Source organism: Microcoleus sp. AS-A8, assembly GCA_039962225.1.
GTDB lineage: Bacteria > Cyanobacteriota > Cyanobacteriia > Cyanobacteriales > Coleofasciculaceae > Allocoleopsis.
Genome location: JAMPKV010000030.1, coordinates 39,500 through 56,237 on the forward strand (window position 1 = coordinate 39,500; position 16,738 = coordinate 56,237).

Genomic DNA, 16,738 nt, shown 5'->3' on the forward strand with positions numbered 1-16,738 from the left:
CACAAAGCCGACTAGAAATCGGTCAATTGAAGGTGTTTTTTTATTCTGGAGAAGTTCAAAGAAAACTTGGAGTCTCCCCAACAAGCCTCTCCAATTCAATGCGTTAACATGGGCAAGTCCCTATCGTTGAGCCATCCTTGCTTCTTCTGGATCGGATCTTCCTGCGTCGGTGAAAAGCGGTACGTTTAGGACAGCTTGCGAGAGTAAAGTTGTAAATGGCTCATACAGTTCTCAACAGACATAACCGATGAAAAGTAGTCCTGTCTATTCCCCCTTCACAGCTCTGGCCCTCAAGGTTGTCGGGCTGATTATGATTGTGTCTTCCCTGGTGGATTACATCTTTCTAGCCATTCCTTTGAATGCTGGACAGAGGGCTTGGCAGCTAGCCTATGTAGGTCAATTGGTGGATCGGGGGATCTTGCCGATGGTCGGGATCGCCTTTTTGCTACTAGGCTATTGGCTGGAAAGCAGCATGGGGGCACCCTCGTCCGAGGGAAGGTCGCTGATACAAGATTTAAGATTTTGGGCGCTGTTGCTTTCCAGCCTATTGGGACTTATTTTTCTCCTGTTGCTGCCGCTGCACATCAATAATGTGGTTCAGCAAAGCGATGTTGAACTCAAGCAGCTCAATGATCGAGTCACTTTAGCCCAATCTCAAATTGAAGGCCGAGCGCAACAAATCGCTGCCCTTGTCAAAGATCCCAAAGGACTGGCACAGCTCAAACAACAGCTAACAGAGTTAAACCAAGCGCTTGAGAGTGGTCGAGTTCCAGCCGAACAGCAGCCTCAGGCCAAGGCTTACCAACAACTCTTACAGACTATTACGCAAAATCCCACGAAAGCGATTAGTCAAGAAGTTGATGCCGCGAAAGCCAAAATCAGTAAAGACAAGCAAGATTTAGAAAACCAGACCAAGACTGGAGCGATGAAGTCTGCTTTAAGGACGGGTTTGAGCAGCTTGCTATTAGCGATCGGCTACATTACTATTGGTTGGTCGGGATTGCGAAACGCTGGCAGGTAGAAACGGCTGCCTCATCGCTGTTCCCATTTCGGTAAATTCTGTAAATCGTAGTTGATTGGAGACACCAGAATTCTCAGTGTTGCTGAGAACCGGGCTTATGGTGAATCAAAGCCCAATGACCCTTTGCCAAGCGCAGAAAGTCGCAGGAATTCACGGCAACAGGGTCTGATTAAAGGCTACTAAGCTCTAAAAGCCCATGAGAAAACATGTCCTCTTTTTTTGAGAGGAGTCCTCAAATCTATCCAAAGGTATAAGCCCAAATTTATAGAAGCCAAAGCTCTACACAAGACCAGAGAATCCGTAAGATGGCTCTGGTTTTTTAACTCAAATCCATCATCCTTGATTGATCTGTTCAGGTGATGGATATTTTAGCATGCTCCATCCTATTGAAGGTTGAACCGTCCCTGTTTTGGCGTGGAGTAGTCTCTTTTTTGTTGGATTGTGTCTTCCTAACCCTATAGGCTCTCTCTGTTAAAATGTTTTCAGTGATACCACTTATTTGGAAAAATTTTCAGGCTTGCGTTCGGTGTCCAATTTGTGGCACTTACCTCCTAGCTCACGTATTTGACCTCTAAAAGGAGAAAGAAACGTGGAGGGTTTGGAACTTCAACACAAATATCGATACTTGCAACAATTCTTTACAAGCCTTACAAATAGGAAAGGAACCCTCTGCTACGAACACTGTTTCACTGGGGGCAGCTAAGCGTGGTTTGGCAGGAGCAGACTCTCATAAAAGCGGGTTTCTCTGCTAGGTTCGCGCACCGTGCAGCGCTTATAGCGCTTGCTGTTTGTTTGGTTCAGGTTTCCGAGCTTGTCTTCCCCTCAAACCAGTGATTGAGGCGGTAACGACAAAAATTAAAGAGCCATTGTAAGGAGAGTCGGTGATCTGTGATCCAACGCTTAAAGCAGGACTTGAAGAATGACCTGATTGCGGGTCTTCTGGTAGTGATTCCTCTCGCTACGACAATCTGGCTGACAATCACGATTGCCAGTTGGGTGATTGAGTTTCTAACTCGTATTCCCAAGCAAATCAACCCCTATGATAACCTCCATCCCATCTTGGTCAATTTGCTGAATTTGCTGGTGGGATTGACTGTGCCCCTGCTGTGTATTTTGGTGATTGGCTTAATGGCACGCAATATTGCAGGGCGGTGGTTGCTGGATTTTGGTGAGCGGGTTTTACAGGCTATTCCCTTAGCGGGGGCAGTCTATAAAACATTGAAACAGTTGTTGGAGACGCTTTTAAAAGATACGAATGGAAAGTTCCGGCGTGTGATTTTAGTTGAGTATCCCCGACAGGGAATGTGGGCACTGGCTTTTGTGACGGGCGTGATGAGCAGCGAGATTCAATCTCAGATGGCTCGGCCCATGTTGAGCATTTTTATCCCCACAACCCCTAATCCCACAACCGGCTGGTATGCCATTGTTCCAGAAGACGAAGTCATTAATCTTTCCATGTCCATTGAAGATGCCTTCAAGGTCGTCATTTCCGGTGGAATTGTCAGTCCCTCAGCGTCCGCGCTCGCAATTTCTCCTAAGACAACCTATGCCAAAAAACCACTAGAACAACCCTTGCCTGAATTGAGACGGCAGGCATTACCCACAGAAGAGGTTTAATTTCCCTTCAAGAGCGTGGGATAGTCAGAATTAACGTGGTGAACTACGATAGCGACGAGGCAAGAGAAAATACTTCTAAATCCCTATCTCAAATCTGTGTATAAATCTGTATAACCTTACCCTAACCCCGACGCTAACCATGCTTCAACCCCGCCGAATAGCCCGCGAACTGGCTCTGTTGAGCCTCTCACAAATGCCGAGTACGCCGGATAGACTAGATGCTCAGCAGATGAATAATCTCGTCTTAGCCGCCGTCCGCACTCTCACCGGAGAAATTCAAGAAGCGTTAGAAACCGCAGCGGCTGAACTCCAAAGAGGGAGCGATCGCCTCCTTACGAGTGAAACCCGTGCTAGCGATGTGCTTAGTGCTAAAGCCATGGTGGCGGATGCCATTGATCTAGCCCAGAAAGCCATCAATCGCTTGGGAACAGCCGTTGAAATCCCAGAAGTGGTTCAGCTAACGAATCAGCAAGAAGTCCGCACTTACGCCTTAGAAATTCTCAAAACGATCAACCGTAGACAGGTCGAGATTGATCAAAGCTTGACCCAAGCCCTGCAAGATTGGCAACTGAACCGTTTGGCACATATTGACCGAGACATCTTGCGGATTTCTGTTGCAGAAATTACATTCTTGGGCATCCCGGATCGCGTCGCCATTAACGAAGCCGTGGAGCTGGCTAAGCGCTACAGCGATGACGAAGGACACCGATTTATCAACGGTGTGTTGCGTCGCGTCACTGACCGCCTGAAAATAGAAGCCCGCCTGCATCTGCAATAGAAAAGTCTATTTTAGCTGTGCAATTTCATCTCTGTTGATAGTCGTTAGACTTGACGGTAGAGAGCGTCAAATAGTTGGATAAGGTGGAGGGGCAATTCCCCTGGGGTTGCCTGGGTTCGATCTGTGTGAGAAAAGTCAAATGGTTTTTAATTGGTTCCGCCGACAGTTTGGCAATAGCGACGGGTCTTCAGAGGAGACTTCTACCGAAACTCCCCAGGTTGAACAGGAACAAGAGGTAACTGAGGAGCAGGAAGCAGGAGTCGCCGACGATGACCTCCTGAATTGGGCGAAAACGGCTTACAAAAACATTCAAAAGCAGCAAGAGGAGGCGACAGAACCTCAGGAGGAACCCTCCTCAGAACCGACTGAGGCGACTCCTGAAGAAGAGTCTGCTTCCGAACAACCTGCTGTCGCGGAATCTGAGGTAGAAATTACCACAGAAGCCGCAGAACCGACAATGGCTCAATTGGCTGACCAAACGGTAGAGGAAACGGCACCGACCGCTGAAAGCTTACCCCAAGCCTCACCCGATGTGGTATCGGCTGAATCTCAACAAGAGATAGCCGTACCAGAACCAGAAGCTGAAGCCGTAGAATCTCCAGCTGTGGCGGAAGCCTCAGAGGCAATAGAGGCCGTACCAGAACCAGAAGCTGAAGCCGTAGAATCCCCAGTCTTGGCGGAAGCCTTAGAGGCAGTAGAGGCAGAAATACCGGTCACCATCGAATCGGTAACGGTTGAGTCAGCCCCACCTCCCACAGCAGAACCCGTAACGGTTGCATCCACTGAGCAAGAAACATCGCCAGTAGCCCCCGTTACGCAGGCTCAGACCCCCGTAGAATCTGAAACCCTATCCCCAGTTGCTGCAGAAACTGAGTCAGCCCCCGCTGCCCCCTTACCCATCTGGGCGCGATCCAGTGCGGAACGGCAGGCACGACTGGAACGCCTCAAGGAAACCGCCATTGAACTGCCAGAACCTGAACCCGTGAGGGCATCTGTCCAGCCCGTTGCACCAGTGGCAACCACAACAGTTGAGGGAGAGGCCGTTCCAGGTCTTGCATTTGATGAAGGGTTCATGTGGTCAGCCCAAGTTTTGGCAGCACAGGGGCGTCGTCCCGAAGATGTTTCAGCCGAAGAAATTAGTTGGCTCAAGCGACTGCGCCTAGGACTGGATAAAACCCGTCGCAGCTTAATTAACCAGCTCAAAGCGATTGTTGGTCAAGGGCCGTTGAATCAAGACGCCGTAATGGAGATTGAGGCACTGCTGTTGCAGGCTGATGTCGGTGTTGAGGCAACGGACTATATCATCAATACCCTGCAACAAAAATTGCGGGAGGAAGTCTTGCCCCCGGAGCAAGCGATCGCCTATCTCAAACAAATTATCCGAGATTTGCTCGACCGACCTCTCCAGGAATCTTACAGCCCAACCTTTGTCCCGGAAAAAGACACCCTGAATATTTGGCTGATGACTGGGGTGAATGGTGCGGGTAAGACTACAACCATCGGAAAACTCGCTCACCTCGCCCAGAAATCTGGCTACCGCTGCTTAATTGGGGCCGCTGATACCTTCCGGGCGGCGGCGGTGGAACAGGTGAAGATTTGGGGAGAACGCAGTGGCACTGAGGTGATTGCTAATCCGGGTAAAAATACTGACCCGGCGGCTGTAGTATTTGATGCAATTACAGCAGCACAAGCCCGAAATACAGAATTACTCCTAATAGACACGGCAGGACGTCTGCAAAACAAGAAAAACCTGATGGAGGAACTCGCGAAAATTCGGCGGATTATCGATAAAAAAGCTCCTGACACTCAGGTTGAATCCCTCTTAGTGCTGGATGCCACCCTCGGTCAAAATGGTCTGCGTCAGGCGGAAGTCTTCTCACAAGCGGCAAAACTCAGCGGTGTGGTTTTGACCAAACTGGATGGCACGGCCAAAGGAGGCGTTGCCCTGGCGGTGGTGCAGCAATTGGGTTTGCCTATTCGATTTATTGGTGCGGGTGAAGGAATTGAAGACTTGCGTCCTTTCTCTAGCTACGAGTTTGTTGAAGCTTTACTTAGTGGTTAGTCGGTTCAGGATTGCCCTCGACTTCGCTAGTACAGAAATTAGTGATTGACTGCCTCAGCCTTTGGCAGTCATCGAATCTGGCAATTTCCGTTAAATTGAAAGAAGTCACGGCGAAGGAAGATAGATGTCAGCACAACTGTTACTGGTAGATGATGAACCAGGAGTACGGGTATCGGTCAAAGAATACCTGCAAGAAGTTGGGGGTTTTGATGTACAGGTTGCCAGTAATGCTGATGAAGCATGGCAAATGTTGCAACGCAAAACACCAGACCTTGTGATTTCTGACGTCATGATGCCCAAAGTTGATGGGTATCAGTTTCTGAAACAGTTACGTGATGACCCCCGGTTTAAAACTCTACCAGTGGTATTTCTCACAGCCAGAGGGATGACTTCAGACCGAATACAGGGTTATCACGCAGGGGTTGATGCCTATTTGCCGAAGCCGTTTGATCCGGATGAATTAGTCGCGATTGTTGAGAACTTATTGGGACGCCGCACTGCTACGGCGGGAGAGACATCAGGCAGTACCGAACTGGAGCAAATTGCCCAGGAAATTGCGACAATTCGAGCAATGTTAGACCAAAGACCGGGCATTGCTCAAACTCCTCCCCCCATTCGCATTGATTTTACGCCGCGAGAGCAGAGTGTTTTAGATTTGGTGGCGGAAGGATTGATGAATAAAGAAATTGCCCGACGCCTCGACACTAGTGTCCGCAATGTTGAGAAGTATGTCAGCCGCTTATTTAGCAAAACTGGAACAAATAGTCGCACGGAGTTGGTTCGTTACGCTTTGGAACATGGCTTAACCAAGTGAATCGTTACAAGGTTTCTTTTCTTCACAATTTCAGCTCATATAACCCCTCATAATATGTAGTTTATTTGCATATTGTAAAGACACATGTATTTTTCTAAGGTAATTGAGGGAAATCCTGGTATTGTTCATTTACTACCTTAGAAAAAGACACAAATAATGAAAGTTTCACAAAATAAAAAACATTTAGGTGAATCAATTGCTCTGGGTGCTGTCTTAGTGGCAACGAGTGTTGGTATCTTTGTCGTGATGATGATGCAAAGCGGTGTCTTGCAATAAAAAATTTAACTAAGTCCGTAGTTCATCCCGCAGTTAGTAGCTGTGGGATGAATTTTTTTTAGGGTTGGGGCTATGGCTCTTTGCTTAGGAGAAATCATCACAATATAGCCCTTCTCGATTGGATGCGGTAGATTCTGAGCTTTCTAGAAAACCTCTCTCCACCTCTCCCTAACCCTCTCCTAACAGGAGAGGGAAGCGGATAATTTTTTTTAGCTGAGAGAGGCTTTGATTCTTCTGAATGTACATGCGTGTAACTGAGAACTGCTATATAGATGCAAAAGCAATTTAAAAAAAACTAATAAGTCGATCGCCCCAAAGGAGTAGCGCTCTCATGCGATCGCCCTTGGCGCTGCCCTTTGGGCGATCGCATCTTTTCAGCGATCGCTTCTGGATATGAGGCACTCTGGGCTGGAGATTATGTTAGAAGGCAGTCAAGATAGCTGAGTTCTCTCTATGCCAAATTTGGGACAGACAAAAACGCGCCTACTGGCTACGGGGGCGCTGATGGTGGGTGGGACGTTGGTTGGAGGCGCACTCGGAGGTGCAGCAGGTGGGATTTTGGTTGCAGGCGCACTGGGAAATCTGGCAGCGAGTGTGGCGGGTGGTATCTTTAGCAACGATTTGGGCGATATTGTCAAGGGGTTGGGTGAGGATGAGGAGATTCTGAATGATCGCGAATTAACTCAAGCAGTGGGATTAGCGATCGCACTTGTCATCTATTCTGTAGCGAAGGACAAGCGATATTCAGCCCATAAGGCAGCTCTAGAGCGATTAGCCAAGAGAAGCGTTAAGGATTGGCAAACGATTGCCGTAGCGACGGAAGGTGATAAAGACTATGTTGGGGTTCACCAAGAGCAGCTAATCGATGTTTTTTCCACGAATCCGGCAGAGTTTGCCAAAGTTACAGCGTTAGACATACCAACTTGGGAACACGCTCTGGGTTGGTTGAGCAATCAGGCGAGGGTGCAATTACCAGAGGATGTAATTGAGTACGTTGCTGGGAAACTGCACATCACTTTCCCTAAGGCATTGCGGGAAGTGTTAAAACATGACGCAAGTAAAGGGGGGCAAGCGTTTTCTGAAATGCTGTTGTTGCTGCTGGGCAAGATTACGGCGGCGCTCAAGCAATCTAATACACAATATGCGGATATTGTCAAACGATTGGAGAGTGTGGCAACAACCCAGCAGGTGTGTGCAGTGATGGCGAGGGTAGAGTCTGGAATTCGGGGTGAGTTGGCGGAGATTAAACAGGTGTTGCAAACAATTGCAGTCTCGCAAGTCCGGCAGCTACCTGTTCCGGATGATTTTCGGTGGATTATTGAGGATAAGACGACGGGATTTGTCGGGCGGGAATTCGTCTTTGATGCAATTGAAGAGTTGTTCCAGCAGTGCAAAGGCTACTTTATCATCGAAGGCGATCCGGGGATGGGCAAAAGTTCCATCCTGGCAGAATTCGTGCGGCGGAATGATTGCATTGTCTATTTCAACCAGCGCAATGAAGGGATAACGAGCGCTGAACAATTCCTCAGGAGTGTCTGCATCCAGCTCATTGAAGGTTACGAGCTATCCCACTCTAAAGACATCCAACCAGAAAACACGCGCAATAGCAATTTTCTCTCGCAGCTACTCAATGAAGTGAGTGGGACGCTGAAGTCGGGTGAACGGTTGGTCATTGCGGTTGATGCCTTAGATGAAGTTGACTTGAGTAGCCAGAGTGCGGGTGCTAACGTCCTCTACCTGCCTGGAGTTTTACCGGATGGGATCTACTTTATTGTCACAAAACGACCCTTACTACCTGACCAACTGCCGTTGCAGGTAAAAGACAAGCGGCTTTTTGACTTGATGCAGTATCCGGCGAGAAACCAAGAAGACGTAGAGGCTTATATTCGACAGCGCCTCACCTCCGTAGGGGCGACACATGTGTCGCCCCTACAAGAGTGGGTTAAAAGTCGGGGTGCTGATGAGGAGGAATTCGTCTCGACACTGGTGGAAAAGAGCGAAGGAAACTTCATGTACCTGCGCTATGTGTTGGATGACATTGAGAAAGGCGCATATCCAGATTTAGAGATTCGGGATTTGCCCAGTGACTTGCAAGACTACTATTACAAGCATTGGGAACGCATGGGCATGAATGCCAAGCCGCTATTTAAAATCAAGATTGTCTACATCTTGTCGGAATCTCCCGTGCCTATCCCGTTTGAGGAGATTGTTGCCATCCTGGAAGCGGACGGTGAGGAGGAGAGAGGATTAGCCGTGAAGGTGCAAGCGATACTCGATGAATGGATGCAGTTTTTACGGGAAGAGGAGAAGTACGGGCAAACGTTCTACAGCGTGTATCACAGCAGCTTCCGGGATTTTTTGCGGAATGAGAGGACAGTGAAGCGATCGGGGATAACGCTTCAAGGGATTATTGAAATGATGGCAAATAGTATGTAGCGAGGGGCGGTTGGCAATGGGTAAGTTAGCTGAATCGTTAAACCGCCTACCTACAGGCAGTCGTCCTTTCACACCTAGCTTGATGCCGCCCGGTACACCATTACTACGTACCCTCACCGGACATAGCAGCTCTGTACTGGCAGTCGCCATCACCCCCGACGGCAAACAGGTGGTTTCTGCTTCAGACGATAACACCCTCAAAGTCTGGGATTTGCACAGTGGAGCTGAACGATTAACCCTCACCGGACATAGCAGCTCTGTACTGGCAGTCGCCATCACCCCCAACGGGCAACAGGTGGTTTCCGCTTCAAGCGACAGCACCCTCAAAGTTTGGGATTTGCACAGTGGAGCTGAACGATTAACCCTCACTGGACATAGCAGCTCTGTACTGGCAGTCGCCATCACCCCCAACGGGCAACAGATGGTTTCCGCTTCAAGCGACAGCACCCTCAAAGTTTGGGATTTGCACAGTGGAGCCGAACGATTCACGCTCACCGGACATACCAGCCCGGTACGGGCAGTCGCCATCACTCCCAACGGGCAACAGATGGTTTCCGCTTCAAGCGATAGCACCCTCAAAGTCTGGGATTTGCACAGTAGAACCGAGCGATTCACCCTCACCGGACATAGCAACTGGGTGCTGGCAGTTGCCATCACTCCCGACGGGCAACAGGTGGTTTCCGCTTCAGACGATAACACTCTCAAAGTCTGGAATTTGCACTCTGGAGCCGAACAATTCACCCTCACTGGACATACCAGCTCTGTACGGGCAGTCGCCATCACCCCAGATGGGAAACTCATTGTTTCTGCTTCATTGGATAACACCCTCAAAGTTTGGGATTTGCACAGTGGAGCCGAACAATTCACCCTCACTGGACATAGCTTCTGGGTACAGGCAGTTGCCATCACTCCCGATGGGCAACAGGTGGTTTCCGCTTCAGACGATAACACTCTCAAAGTCTGGGATTTGCACTCTGGAGCCGAACAATTCATCCTCACCGGACATAGCCGCCCGGTACAGGCAGTCGCCATCACCTCCGACACCAAACAGGTGGTTTCCGCTTCAAGCGATAGCACCCTCAAAGTTTGGGATTTGGAGAGTGGAGCTGAACAATTAGCCCTCATCGGACATAGCAACTGGGTACTGGCAGTCGCCATCACCCCCGACGGGAAACTCATTATTTCTGCTTCATTTGATAACACCCTCAAAGTCTGGGATTTGGAGAGTGGAGCTGAACAATTAACCCTCACCGGACATAGCAACTCGGTAGGGGCAGTCGCCATCAGCCCCAACGGGAAACAAGTGGTTTCTGCTTCATGGGATAAAACCCTCAAAGTCTGGGATTTGCACAGTGGAGTTGAACGATTAACCCTCACTGGACATAGCGGCTGGGTACAGGCAGTCGCCATTACCCCCGACGGGAAACAAGTGGTTTCGGCTTCGGACGATCACACCCTCAAAGTCTGGGATTTGGAGAGTGGAGCTGAACGATTCACCCTCACCGGACATAGCGACTCGGTACGGGCAGTCGCCATCACCCCCAACGGGAAACAGGTGGTTTCTGCTTCATGGGATAACATCCTCAAAGTCTGGGATTTGCACAGTGGAGCTGAACGATTAACCCTCACTGGACATAGCAACTCGGTACAGGCAGTCGCTATCACCCCCGACGGGAAACAAGTGGTTTCTGCTTCCAGCGATAACACCCTCAAAATCTGGGATTTGGAGAGTGGGACGGAAATTGCCAGTTTTAGTGGAGATAGTGCGTTATTCTGCTGTGCCGTTGCGCCGGATGGGGTAAAAATTGTAGCAGGTGAGGCGTCGGGGCGAGTGCATTTCTTGCGGTTGGAGGGGGTGGCACGAGGCGGATAAGCACGGATGCACGGATTGCAGTTGTCTTATATGGGTGTAGGGGCGTTAGCGAAGCGGTAGCGACGAAGGAGCGTCAGCATTTGGACGACAATTGAACTTAATCAGCCTGAATTCTTGTATCCAAATGCTTCGCCCTCAAGGTGTGTAGGCAAACCCCATGTTTCTGTACAAATGTTATTGGCGATCGCGGGACAGGGCGTAGCATTCGGATAGGTAAATCTTGGTTTAGTTTCAAAGGTTATCCTCCGAATGCTACGCCCCTACCGTTGAAACAAAAAAGCCGATTATCCCCAAGGGGCAGCGCGAAGCGATCGCGCTTAGGCTGAGAAGCATCAATCCTCACCTTCGGCAAAATTAACACTTTCATAAAGGTCGTTAAAAGCAATTTTAAAATCTACCGATTGGAGAGATAATACCGAATCTTCAGCCTCAAACTCAGTAAACAGCCATTGCCCCTCAGCCGTTTTCACATACTGCATCAGATGATATTGAGATTGGTCGATTAAAATATATTCCCTCAACTCAGGAATTGACCGATAATATAAAAACTTATCGCCTTGGTCGTAATTTTTAGTAGACTTCGATAACACCTCAGCAATCAGCAAGGGATTCATCACAGTCGTTGTATTCGTTCCCGTATAGATAGGTTCCCCCTGGATTACCATCACATCTGGATAAGTATACTGGCGATAACGAGGTATCCATAACCGCACATCACCAATATAGATATCGTATTTTTGCCCTTTTAAACCAAACTTCAAGTAAGCATAAAAATTCCCAGCAATTTTATTGTGATTCGTTGTTCCTCCTGTCATAGGAACGATATCTCCATCTCGGTATTCACTTTTATAGTCCGCCGCTTCCTCAAGTTCTAAATATTCTTCTGGAGTATAGTAGCGTTTCTGTGTTTGTAGTTGCATAAATAATTAAATTGATAGCCTAGATAAAGACGCAAGGATTGGGCGCATGAGCCAGAATAGCCAGAACATATCACCATCAGCCGGAAGTAGCCCCGCATTACCCTACCCCTACGATACTATTCCCCAAAGTGGAGTCAGCCAATTTGTCGGGCGAGACAAGGAACTCGAAACTTTACACCAACTATTACAGGAACATGAGCAAGTTGCAGTCACGGGTATCACTGGCATCGGTAAAACCGAATTAGCCATTCAATACGCCAAGGCTAATTTAAACCATTACACAGGCGGCGTCTGCTGGTTATTTGCCCGTTCTGATCTAGGAGTGCAGATTGTAGAATTTGCGCGAGTCCATTTCCCCCATTTCACTATCCCCGATAAGCTAACTCCCACCACTCAAGTTCAGTATTGCTGGCAGCACTGGAAATCTCTGCTTACCCTCCCTTCCCAAGGGCAAGATGGGGAGGTTCTCATCATCATTGATAATGTCACTGACTATTCCCAGATACAGCCCTACCTACCACCACCCTCATCCCGTTTTAAAGTACTCATAACCACAAAGCTGCAACTGGAAACATCAGTACAGATGCTACCCTTAGAAGTTCTCACACCACCTGCCGCCTTGGAATTATTAGCATCGCGCATTGGCAAATACCGGGTGAAAGATACCAGGGGCAAACCTTTTGGAATGGACTCTAAACGCCAACAAAGCAAACACAAGGTTAAGGCGAACCGAACTTCCGCGTCTGTCCCCCCTCTCCTTATAGGAGAGGGGCAGGGGGAGAGGTTAACCGTAGCCCAACATCTGTGTGAACTACTGGGTTACTTACCCTTAGGAATAGAGTTAGTAGGGCGATATCTAGAACAAGAGCCAAATCTATCCTTAGAAAAGATGCGATCGCGCCTTGAACGTGGCTCTAAAACCCAATTACACGGGCAGAAACAACGCATTACTCACGAGTTTTTTATCCAAGATGAAAATAACACAAACAAGAATTTAACAGCTCAATTGAGTCTAGCCGCAGCCTTTGAATTAAGTTGGAAGCGTTTAGATAAAGAGGCGCAAGAATTAGGCTATTTGCTTAGTATATTCGCCTCAGCTCCTATTCCTTGGACACAAGTGGAAAGTGTATACGGTCAGCTATACCTACCAGGGGCTTTATTAGGACAATTACTGGATATTTCGCCCAGTGATTCAGAAGCCAATATCGAAAATCTGATAACAGCGCTACTGGAAAATTTAAAATCAGCTAGACACCAATTAATACAGCTACATCTCCTGCAATGTATAGGAGAAGAAACTTACCAACTGCATCCGCTAATTCGGGAGTTATGGCGAGATAAATTAGCAGAATTAGAACAAAAAAATAACTTAAAAGAATCATTTTGTCAAGTCATGGCTGCTGTAGCCAAGCAAATACCTGACTCACCCAACCGTGATTTAATAGAGGCTGTGACTTCTGCCATCCCCCACATAGCAGAAGCCGCTACAACACTACCAGAATATTTAAGTGATGAAGATTTAATCCAATCCCTAGAAGGCTTGGGCTGGTTTTATCAAAGTCAAGGGTTCTATGACTTAGCCACACCCTGGTGGGAGCAATGTCTCTCACTCACGCAAAACTACCTTGGCTCAGATCATCCCGATCTGGTTACCAAGTTACAAACTTTGGCATGGAGTTATTATGCTCAGGAGCGATACACAGAAGCCGAACCCTTGTCTATGCAAGCCTTGAAAATTTGTGAGCAAAAGTTAGGGGTCGATCATCCCCTGACACTTGCCACCCGTAAAAATCTGGAAACTCTGCACATGACTCTCAAAAAATGACTTCTGGCTCCGGATTACTGGGTAATGTGGCTACTCAGTGCCTGTTTCAGATTTTGCATCCGCATTTTAATCATTCCCTCTAAACCCCAGCGAATTACTGTACTATCGAGTAAAGGATTCAGCTCAAATTTGACAGCATCCACAATGCGGGTTGATTCAGCCGTAATCGCCATGAACTGATGGGTATGTTCCCAGACACGGAAAGGGCCTGTTACCTGTTCGTCTTTAAAACAGACAGGTGGGTCCCAGTGGGTGATTTGAACTCGCCAGTCCATTCCTAAACCGAACAGTTCAAACCTCAGAGGCAAGTGAGTGCCTAAACCACAAACAATATTAGATTCCTTGAGCCGAACTGAAAGGATAGGTGGAGCGATGCGTTCTAGGAGCTGTACATCCTCGTGAGCTTCCCAGACGGCTGCCACCGGAAGGGGGACAGTTTCGGCGACCTCAATTCGTTCCAAAAGATCTGTTTCCCACAAACATTTTTACGCCTATATGTAAATGTACTGCAATTGCCTCTTAATTTCACAGTTGGCGATGCTTGTCCTGACAAGTCATCGTACCCTTCATGTCCAATGGGGAAATTCCGACGTCCCAATTTCTATGAGTCTCAGAGCGATTTGCTTCGCTGGCTGCCAACTATAGTCTAAAATTCGCTTGATTGTTCCTAAGGATATCCTTAAATTATGTCGAATCAGTCTCCTATCCCAGTCGTTGTCAACGGAGCTTGTGGCAAAATGGGCCGCGAGGTCATTAAGGCGGTTTCCCAAGCCGAGGATATGACCTTAGTGGGTGCGATCGAGCGCAATCCCCAATACATCGGTCAAGATATTGGTGAAGTGATCGGATGTGGCCCTCTGGAAATTCCGGTGCTCAACGACCTACAAGCGAATTTAGTGCTGGCTACCCAGGAAAAAGTACAGGGGGTCATGGTTGATTTTACTCACCCTGATAGCGTTTATGACAATGTTCGGTCTGCGATCGCCTACGGAGTTCGCCCTGTTGTCGGTACCACTGGCATGTCTCCAGAACAAATTCAAGACCTCGCCGACTTTGCCGAAAAAGCCAGCACAGGTTGCTTACTAATTCCTAATTTCTCCATTGGGATGGTATTACTTCAACAAGCTGCTGTTCAAGCCTCCAAATACTTCGACCACGTTGAAATTATTGAACTCCATCACAATCAAAAAGCCGATGCCCCCAGTGGGACTGCCGTTCAAACCGCCCAACTGTTAGCTGAATTAGGAAAAACATTTAATCCAGCCGTTGTTAAAGAAACCGAAAAATTACCCGGTGCTAGAGGAAGTGTAGCCGAAGAAAATATTCGGATTCACAGTGTCCGCCTGCCCGGATTAATTGCTCACCAAGAAGTCATTTTTGGCGCACCCGGTCAAATCTATACCCTGCGTCACGACACCTCAGATCGATCTTGTTACATGCCTGGAGTGCTGCTCGCCATTCGCAAAGTCACCCAACTTAAATCCCTTGTCTACGGATTAGAAAAAATCCTCTAAACGCTAACTATGCTAGTTCCCATCACCCGCCAGAAGTTTGAACAAATCATTCCCATCCTTGCTACCGGCCCCCAGTACGGTTACTTTTGGGGGAAGTTTCCGGATTTCTTAAAACGACTCTTAATTTCTTTACTTTCCGTCGTCGGAGTGTCGCTTTTAAGAGTGTTTTTTGGCAGTAGCTTTGATGGCTTAATCTTGTTACTCTGTATCGTTGCTGGGCTTTATTGGCTATGGGGGCCAATTTACTGGGCAACGATGCGTAATATGGAGATTCGCCGCTACCCATACAGTGGCTTCTGGCGCGGTGAAGTGGTGGATGTATATGTCACAGAGGATTTGATTGGTAAAGAAGAAACGGTGAATAATAGCGGTGAGTTAGTCATCGTTGAAAACCGGGAACGACGCCTCAATGTAGAAGTGGAGGACGAAAACGGATTCGGGACACGAGTACAAGTTCCTCTGCGGCGCATCCATAAGGGAATTGCTGCCGGTCAAGTCGCGGAGATGTTGGTATTGTCCTATCAACCTGACTTGAGGAATATTGTTAAGACAACGGATATTTATATCCCTAGTCTGAACCGTTTTGTGAGTGATTATCCTTATCTACAACCCGATGTTTTTGCCCAAGTCAGTCAGAAATTGAGCCAATTTGAAGATGAGGAAGAACCCGTTAAACGTGGGAAAAATAAGCGTCGCAGGCGTTAAAAAAAAATAAGGGTAAGGGCACGATATTATCGTACCTATAGAGATGCGATCGCCTAAATTCGCCCAATCTCAAAATGCGATCGCATCAAAAAATCCTCCATTAGCAATTTAGCCAAATACCTGCATAATCCTATATCTGTGAGCTAACCAGGACATAGGCAAACATTTTGCCAGGAGTTTCGCTAACATCATGAGCATCACCGACTCAACCAAGCGATCGCACTTCTAATCCATTCTTCTGGATTTTTGCTTTTCGCTATTAAAGTATCCTGGCTAACGGCTTCTAGCGCTTGGCTAATTTCGCTGTTCTCATAACCCAAAGCCAGTAGCGTCATCTCCACATCCTCTAGAATGGTTGGGGATGGCCCAGTCGCAGAAGCGGGTGTACTCACTCCGGCTAGCTGACGCCATTCGGCTAGCTTGGTTTTCAGTTCTAAAGCAATGCGTTCAGCCGTTTTGTTCCCTACACCCGGAGTTTTGGCTAAGGCGCGGATATTGCCCGTCACAATCGCTTGCACTAAATTGGGTAGTCCCAGAGTATCAATCAGTGCGATCGCTAGTTGCGCCCCAATTCCACTCACGCCAATCAACTGACGAAATAAATCCCGTTCTGCTGCGGAGGCAAACCCATACAGAACTTGTTGATCTTCCCGAATTTGCAAATGGGTAAAGACTTGCACCTTCCCTTCTGACGCCGCTAATAGTTCCTGTGACAGACGCTTAGGGATTTGCAATTCATAGCCGATTTCGTTCACGTCCAAAATCAGCGTGACGCGATTGCCACTGCTTTTCTGAATCGTTGCGACAGTCCCCTTGAGATAGCTGATCATGAGTCACAGGGTTGAAGGTTGGAACGTTGAAGGTTAAAGGTTTGAAGATGGTACGCCTTAGCAGAAG

The 16,738-nt window shown here is 48.0% G+C and carries 13 protein-coding genes; 10 read left to right on the plus strand and 3 right to left on the minus strand.

The genetic code is table 11. The features are described 5' to 3' along the window. Nucleotides 1–247 precede the first annotated feature (247 nt). The 7 genes from NDI48_28250 (at nucleotide 248) to NDI48_28280 (ending at nucleotide 10,877) form a co-directional block, all read left to right on the plus strand. Nucleotides 248–1,021: an HpsJ family protein gene (locus tag NDI48_28250; GenBank protein ID MEP0835060.1), complete on the plus strand. Its 774-nt coding sequence runs from the start codon at nucleotides 248–250 to the stop codon at nucleotides 1,019–1,021. Nucleotides 1,022–1,909: 888 nt separating this feature from the next. Continuing rightward, entirely contained in the window at nucleotides 1,910–2,638 is a 729-nt protein-coding gene (locus tag NDI48_28255) for a DUF502 domain-containing protein (protein MEP0835061.1), read from the plus strand. Between the two features lie 139 nt (nucleotides 2,639–2,777). Continuing rightward, nucleotides 2,778–3,416: a transcription antitermination factor NusB gene (gene nusB / locus NDI48_28260; protein MEP0835062.1), complete on the plus strand. Its 639-nt coding sequence runs from the start codon at nucleotides 2,778–2,780 to the stop codon at nucleotides 3,414–3,416. Between the two features lie 139 nt (nucleotides 3,417–3,555). After that, nucleotides 3,556–5,478, plus strand: a complete 1,923-nt coding sequence (gene ftsY / locus NDI48_28265; GenBank protein ID MEP0835063.1) for a signal recognition particle-docking protein FtsY — start codon at nucleotides 3,556–3,558, stop codon at nucleotides 5,476–5,478. A 124-nt stretch (nucleotides 5,479–5,602) separates the two neighbouring features. Next, nucleotides 5,603–6,292: a response regulator transcription factor gene (locus NDI48_28270; GenBank protein ID MEP0835064.1), complete on the plus strand. Its 690-nt coding sequence runs from the start codon at nucleotides 5,603–5,605 to the stop codon at nucleotides 6,290–6,292. Between the two features lie 729 nt (nucleotides 6,293–7,021). Next, nucleotides 7,022–9,004, plus strand: a complete 1,983-nt coding sequence (locus NDI48_28275) for an ATP-binding protein (GenBank protein ID MEP0835065.1) — start codon at nucleotides 7,022–7,024, stop codon at nucleotides 9,002–9,004. A gap of 16 nt (nucleotides 9,005–9,020) precedes the next feature. Further along, nucleotides 9,021–10,877, plus strand: a complete 1,857-nt coding sequence (locus NDI48_28280; GenBank protein MEP0835066.1) for a WD40 repeat domain-containing protein — start codon at nucleotides 9,021–9,023, stop codon at nucleotides 10,875–10,877. 332 nt (nucleotides 10,878–11,209) lie between these two features. On the opposite strand, the gene NDI48_28285 is transcribed toward NDI48_28280, so the two are convergent. Further along, nucleotides 11,210–11,797 carry a Uma2 family endonuclease gene (locus tag NDI48_28285; GenBank protein ID MEP0835067.1) on the minus strand — a complete coding sequence of 196 codons (588 nt, stop codon included), beginning with the start codon at nucleotides 11,795–11,797 and terminating at the stop codon, nucleotides 11,210–11,212. A gap of 46 nt (nucleotides 11,798–11,843) precedes the next feature. On the opposite strand from NDI48_28285, the gene NDI48_28290 reads away from it, so the two are divergent. Beyond that, complete coding sequence (locus tag NDI48_28290) at nucleotides 11,844–13,622, plus strand: tetratricopeptide repeat protein (protein ID MEP0835068.1); 1,779 nt, start codon at nucleotides 11,844–11,846, stop codon at nucleotides 13,620–13,622. A 14-nt stretch (nucleotides 13,623–13,636) separates the two neighbouring features. Here NDI48_28290 and NDI48_28295 read toward each other — a convergent pair whose 3' ends face one another. Continuing rightward, nucleotides 13,637–14,083: an SRPBCC family protein gene (locus NDI48_28295; GenBank protein ID MEP0835069.1), complete on the minus strand. Its 447-nt coding sequence runs from the start codon at nucleotides 14,081–14,083 to the stop codon at nucleotides 13,637–13,639. A 225-nt stretch (nucleotides 14,084–14,308) separates the two neighbouring features. Here NDI48_28295 and dapB point away from each other — a divergent pair, with 225 nt between their 5' ends. Both dapB and NDI48_28305 read left to right on the plus strand, forming a co-directional pair. Then, entirely contained in the window at nucleotides 14,309–15,136 is an 828-nt protein-coding gene (dapB, locus tag NDI48_28300; GenBank protein MEP0835070.1) for a 4-hydroxy-tetrahydrodipicolinate reductase, read from the plus strand. 9 nt (nucleotides 15,137–15,145) lie between these two features. Next, a complete protein-coding gene (locus tag NDI48_28305) occupies nucleotides 15,146–15,841 on the plus strand; it encodes a phosphate ABC transporter permease (protein MEP0835071.1) in 696 nt (231 codons plus the stop codon). Between the two features lie 197 nt (nucleotides 15,842–16,038). Here the strand turns inward: NDI48_28305 and ruvA are convergent, their stop codons facing one another. Then, entirely contained in the window at nucleotides 16,039–16,671 is a 633-nt protein-coding gene (gene ruvA, locus NDI48_28310) for a Holliday junction branch migration protein RuvA (protein MEP0835072.1), read from the minus strand. Between the last annotated feature and the right edge of the window lie 67 nt (nucleotides 16,672–16,738).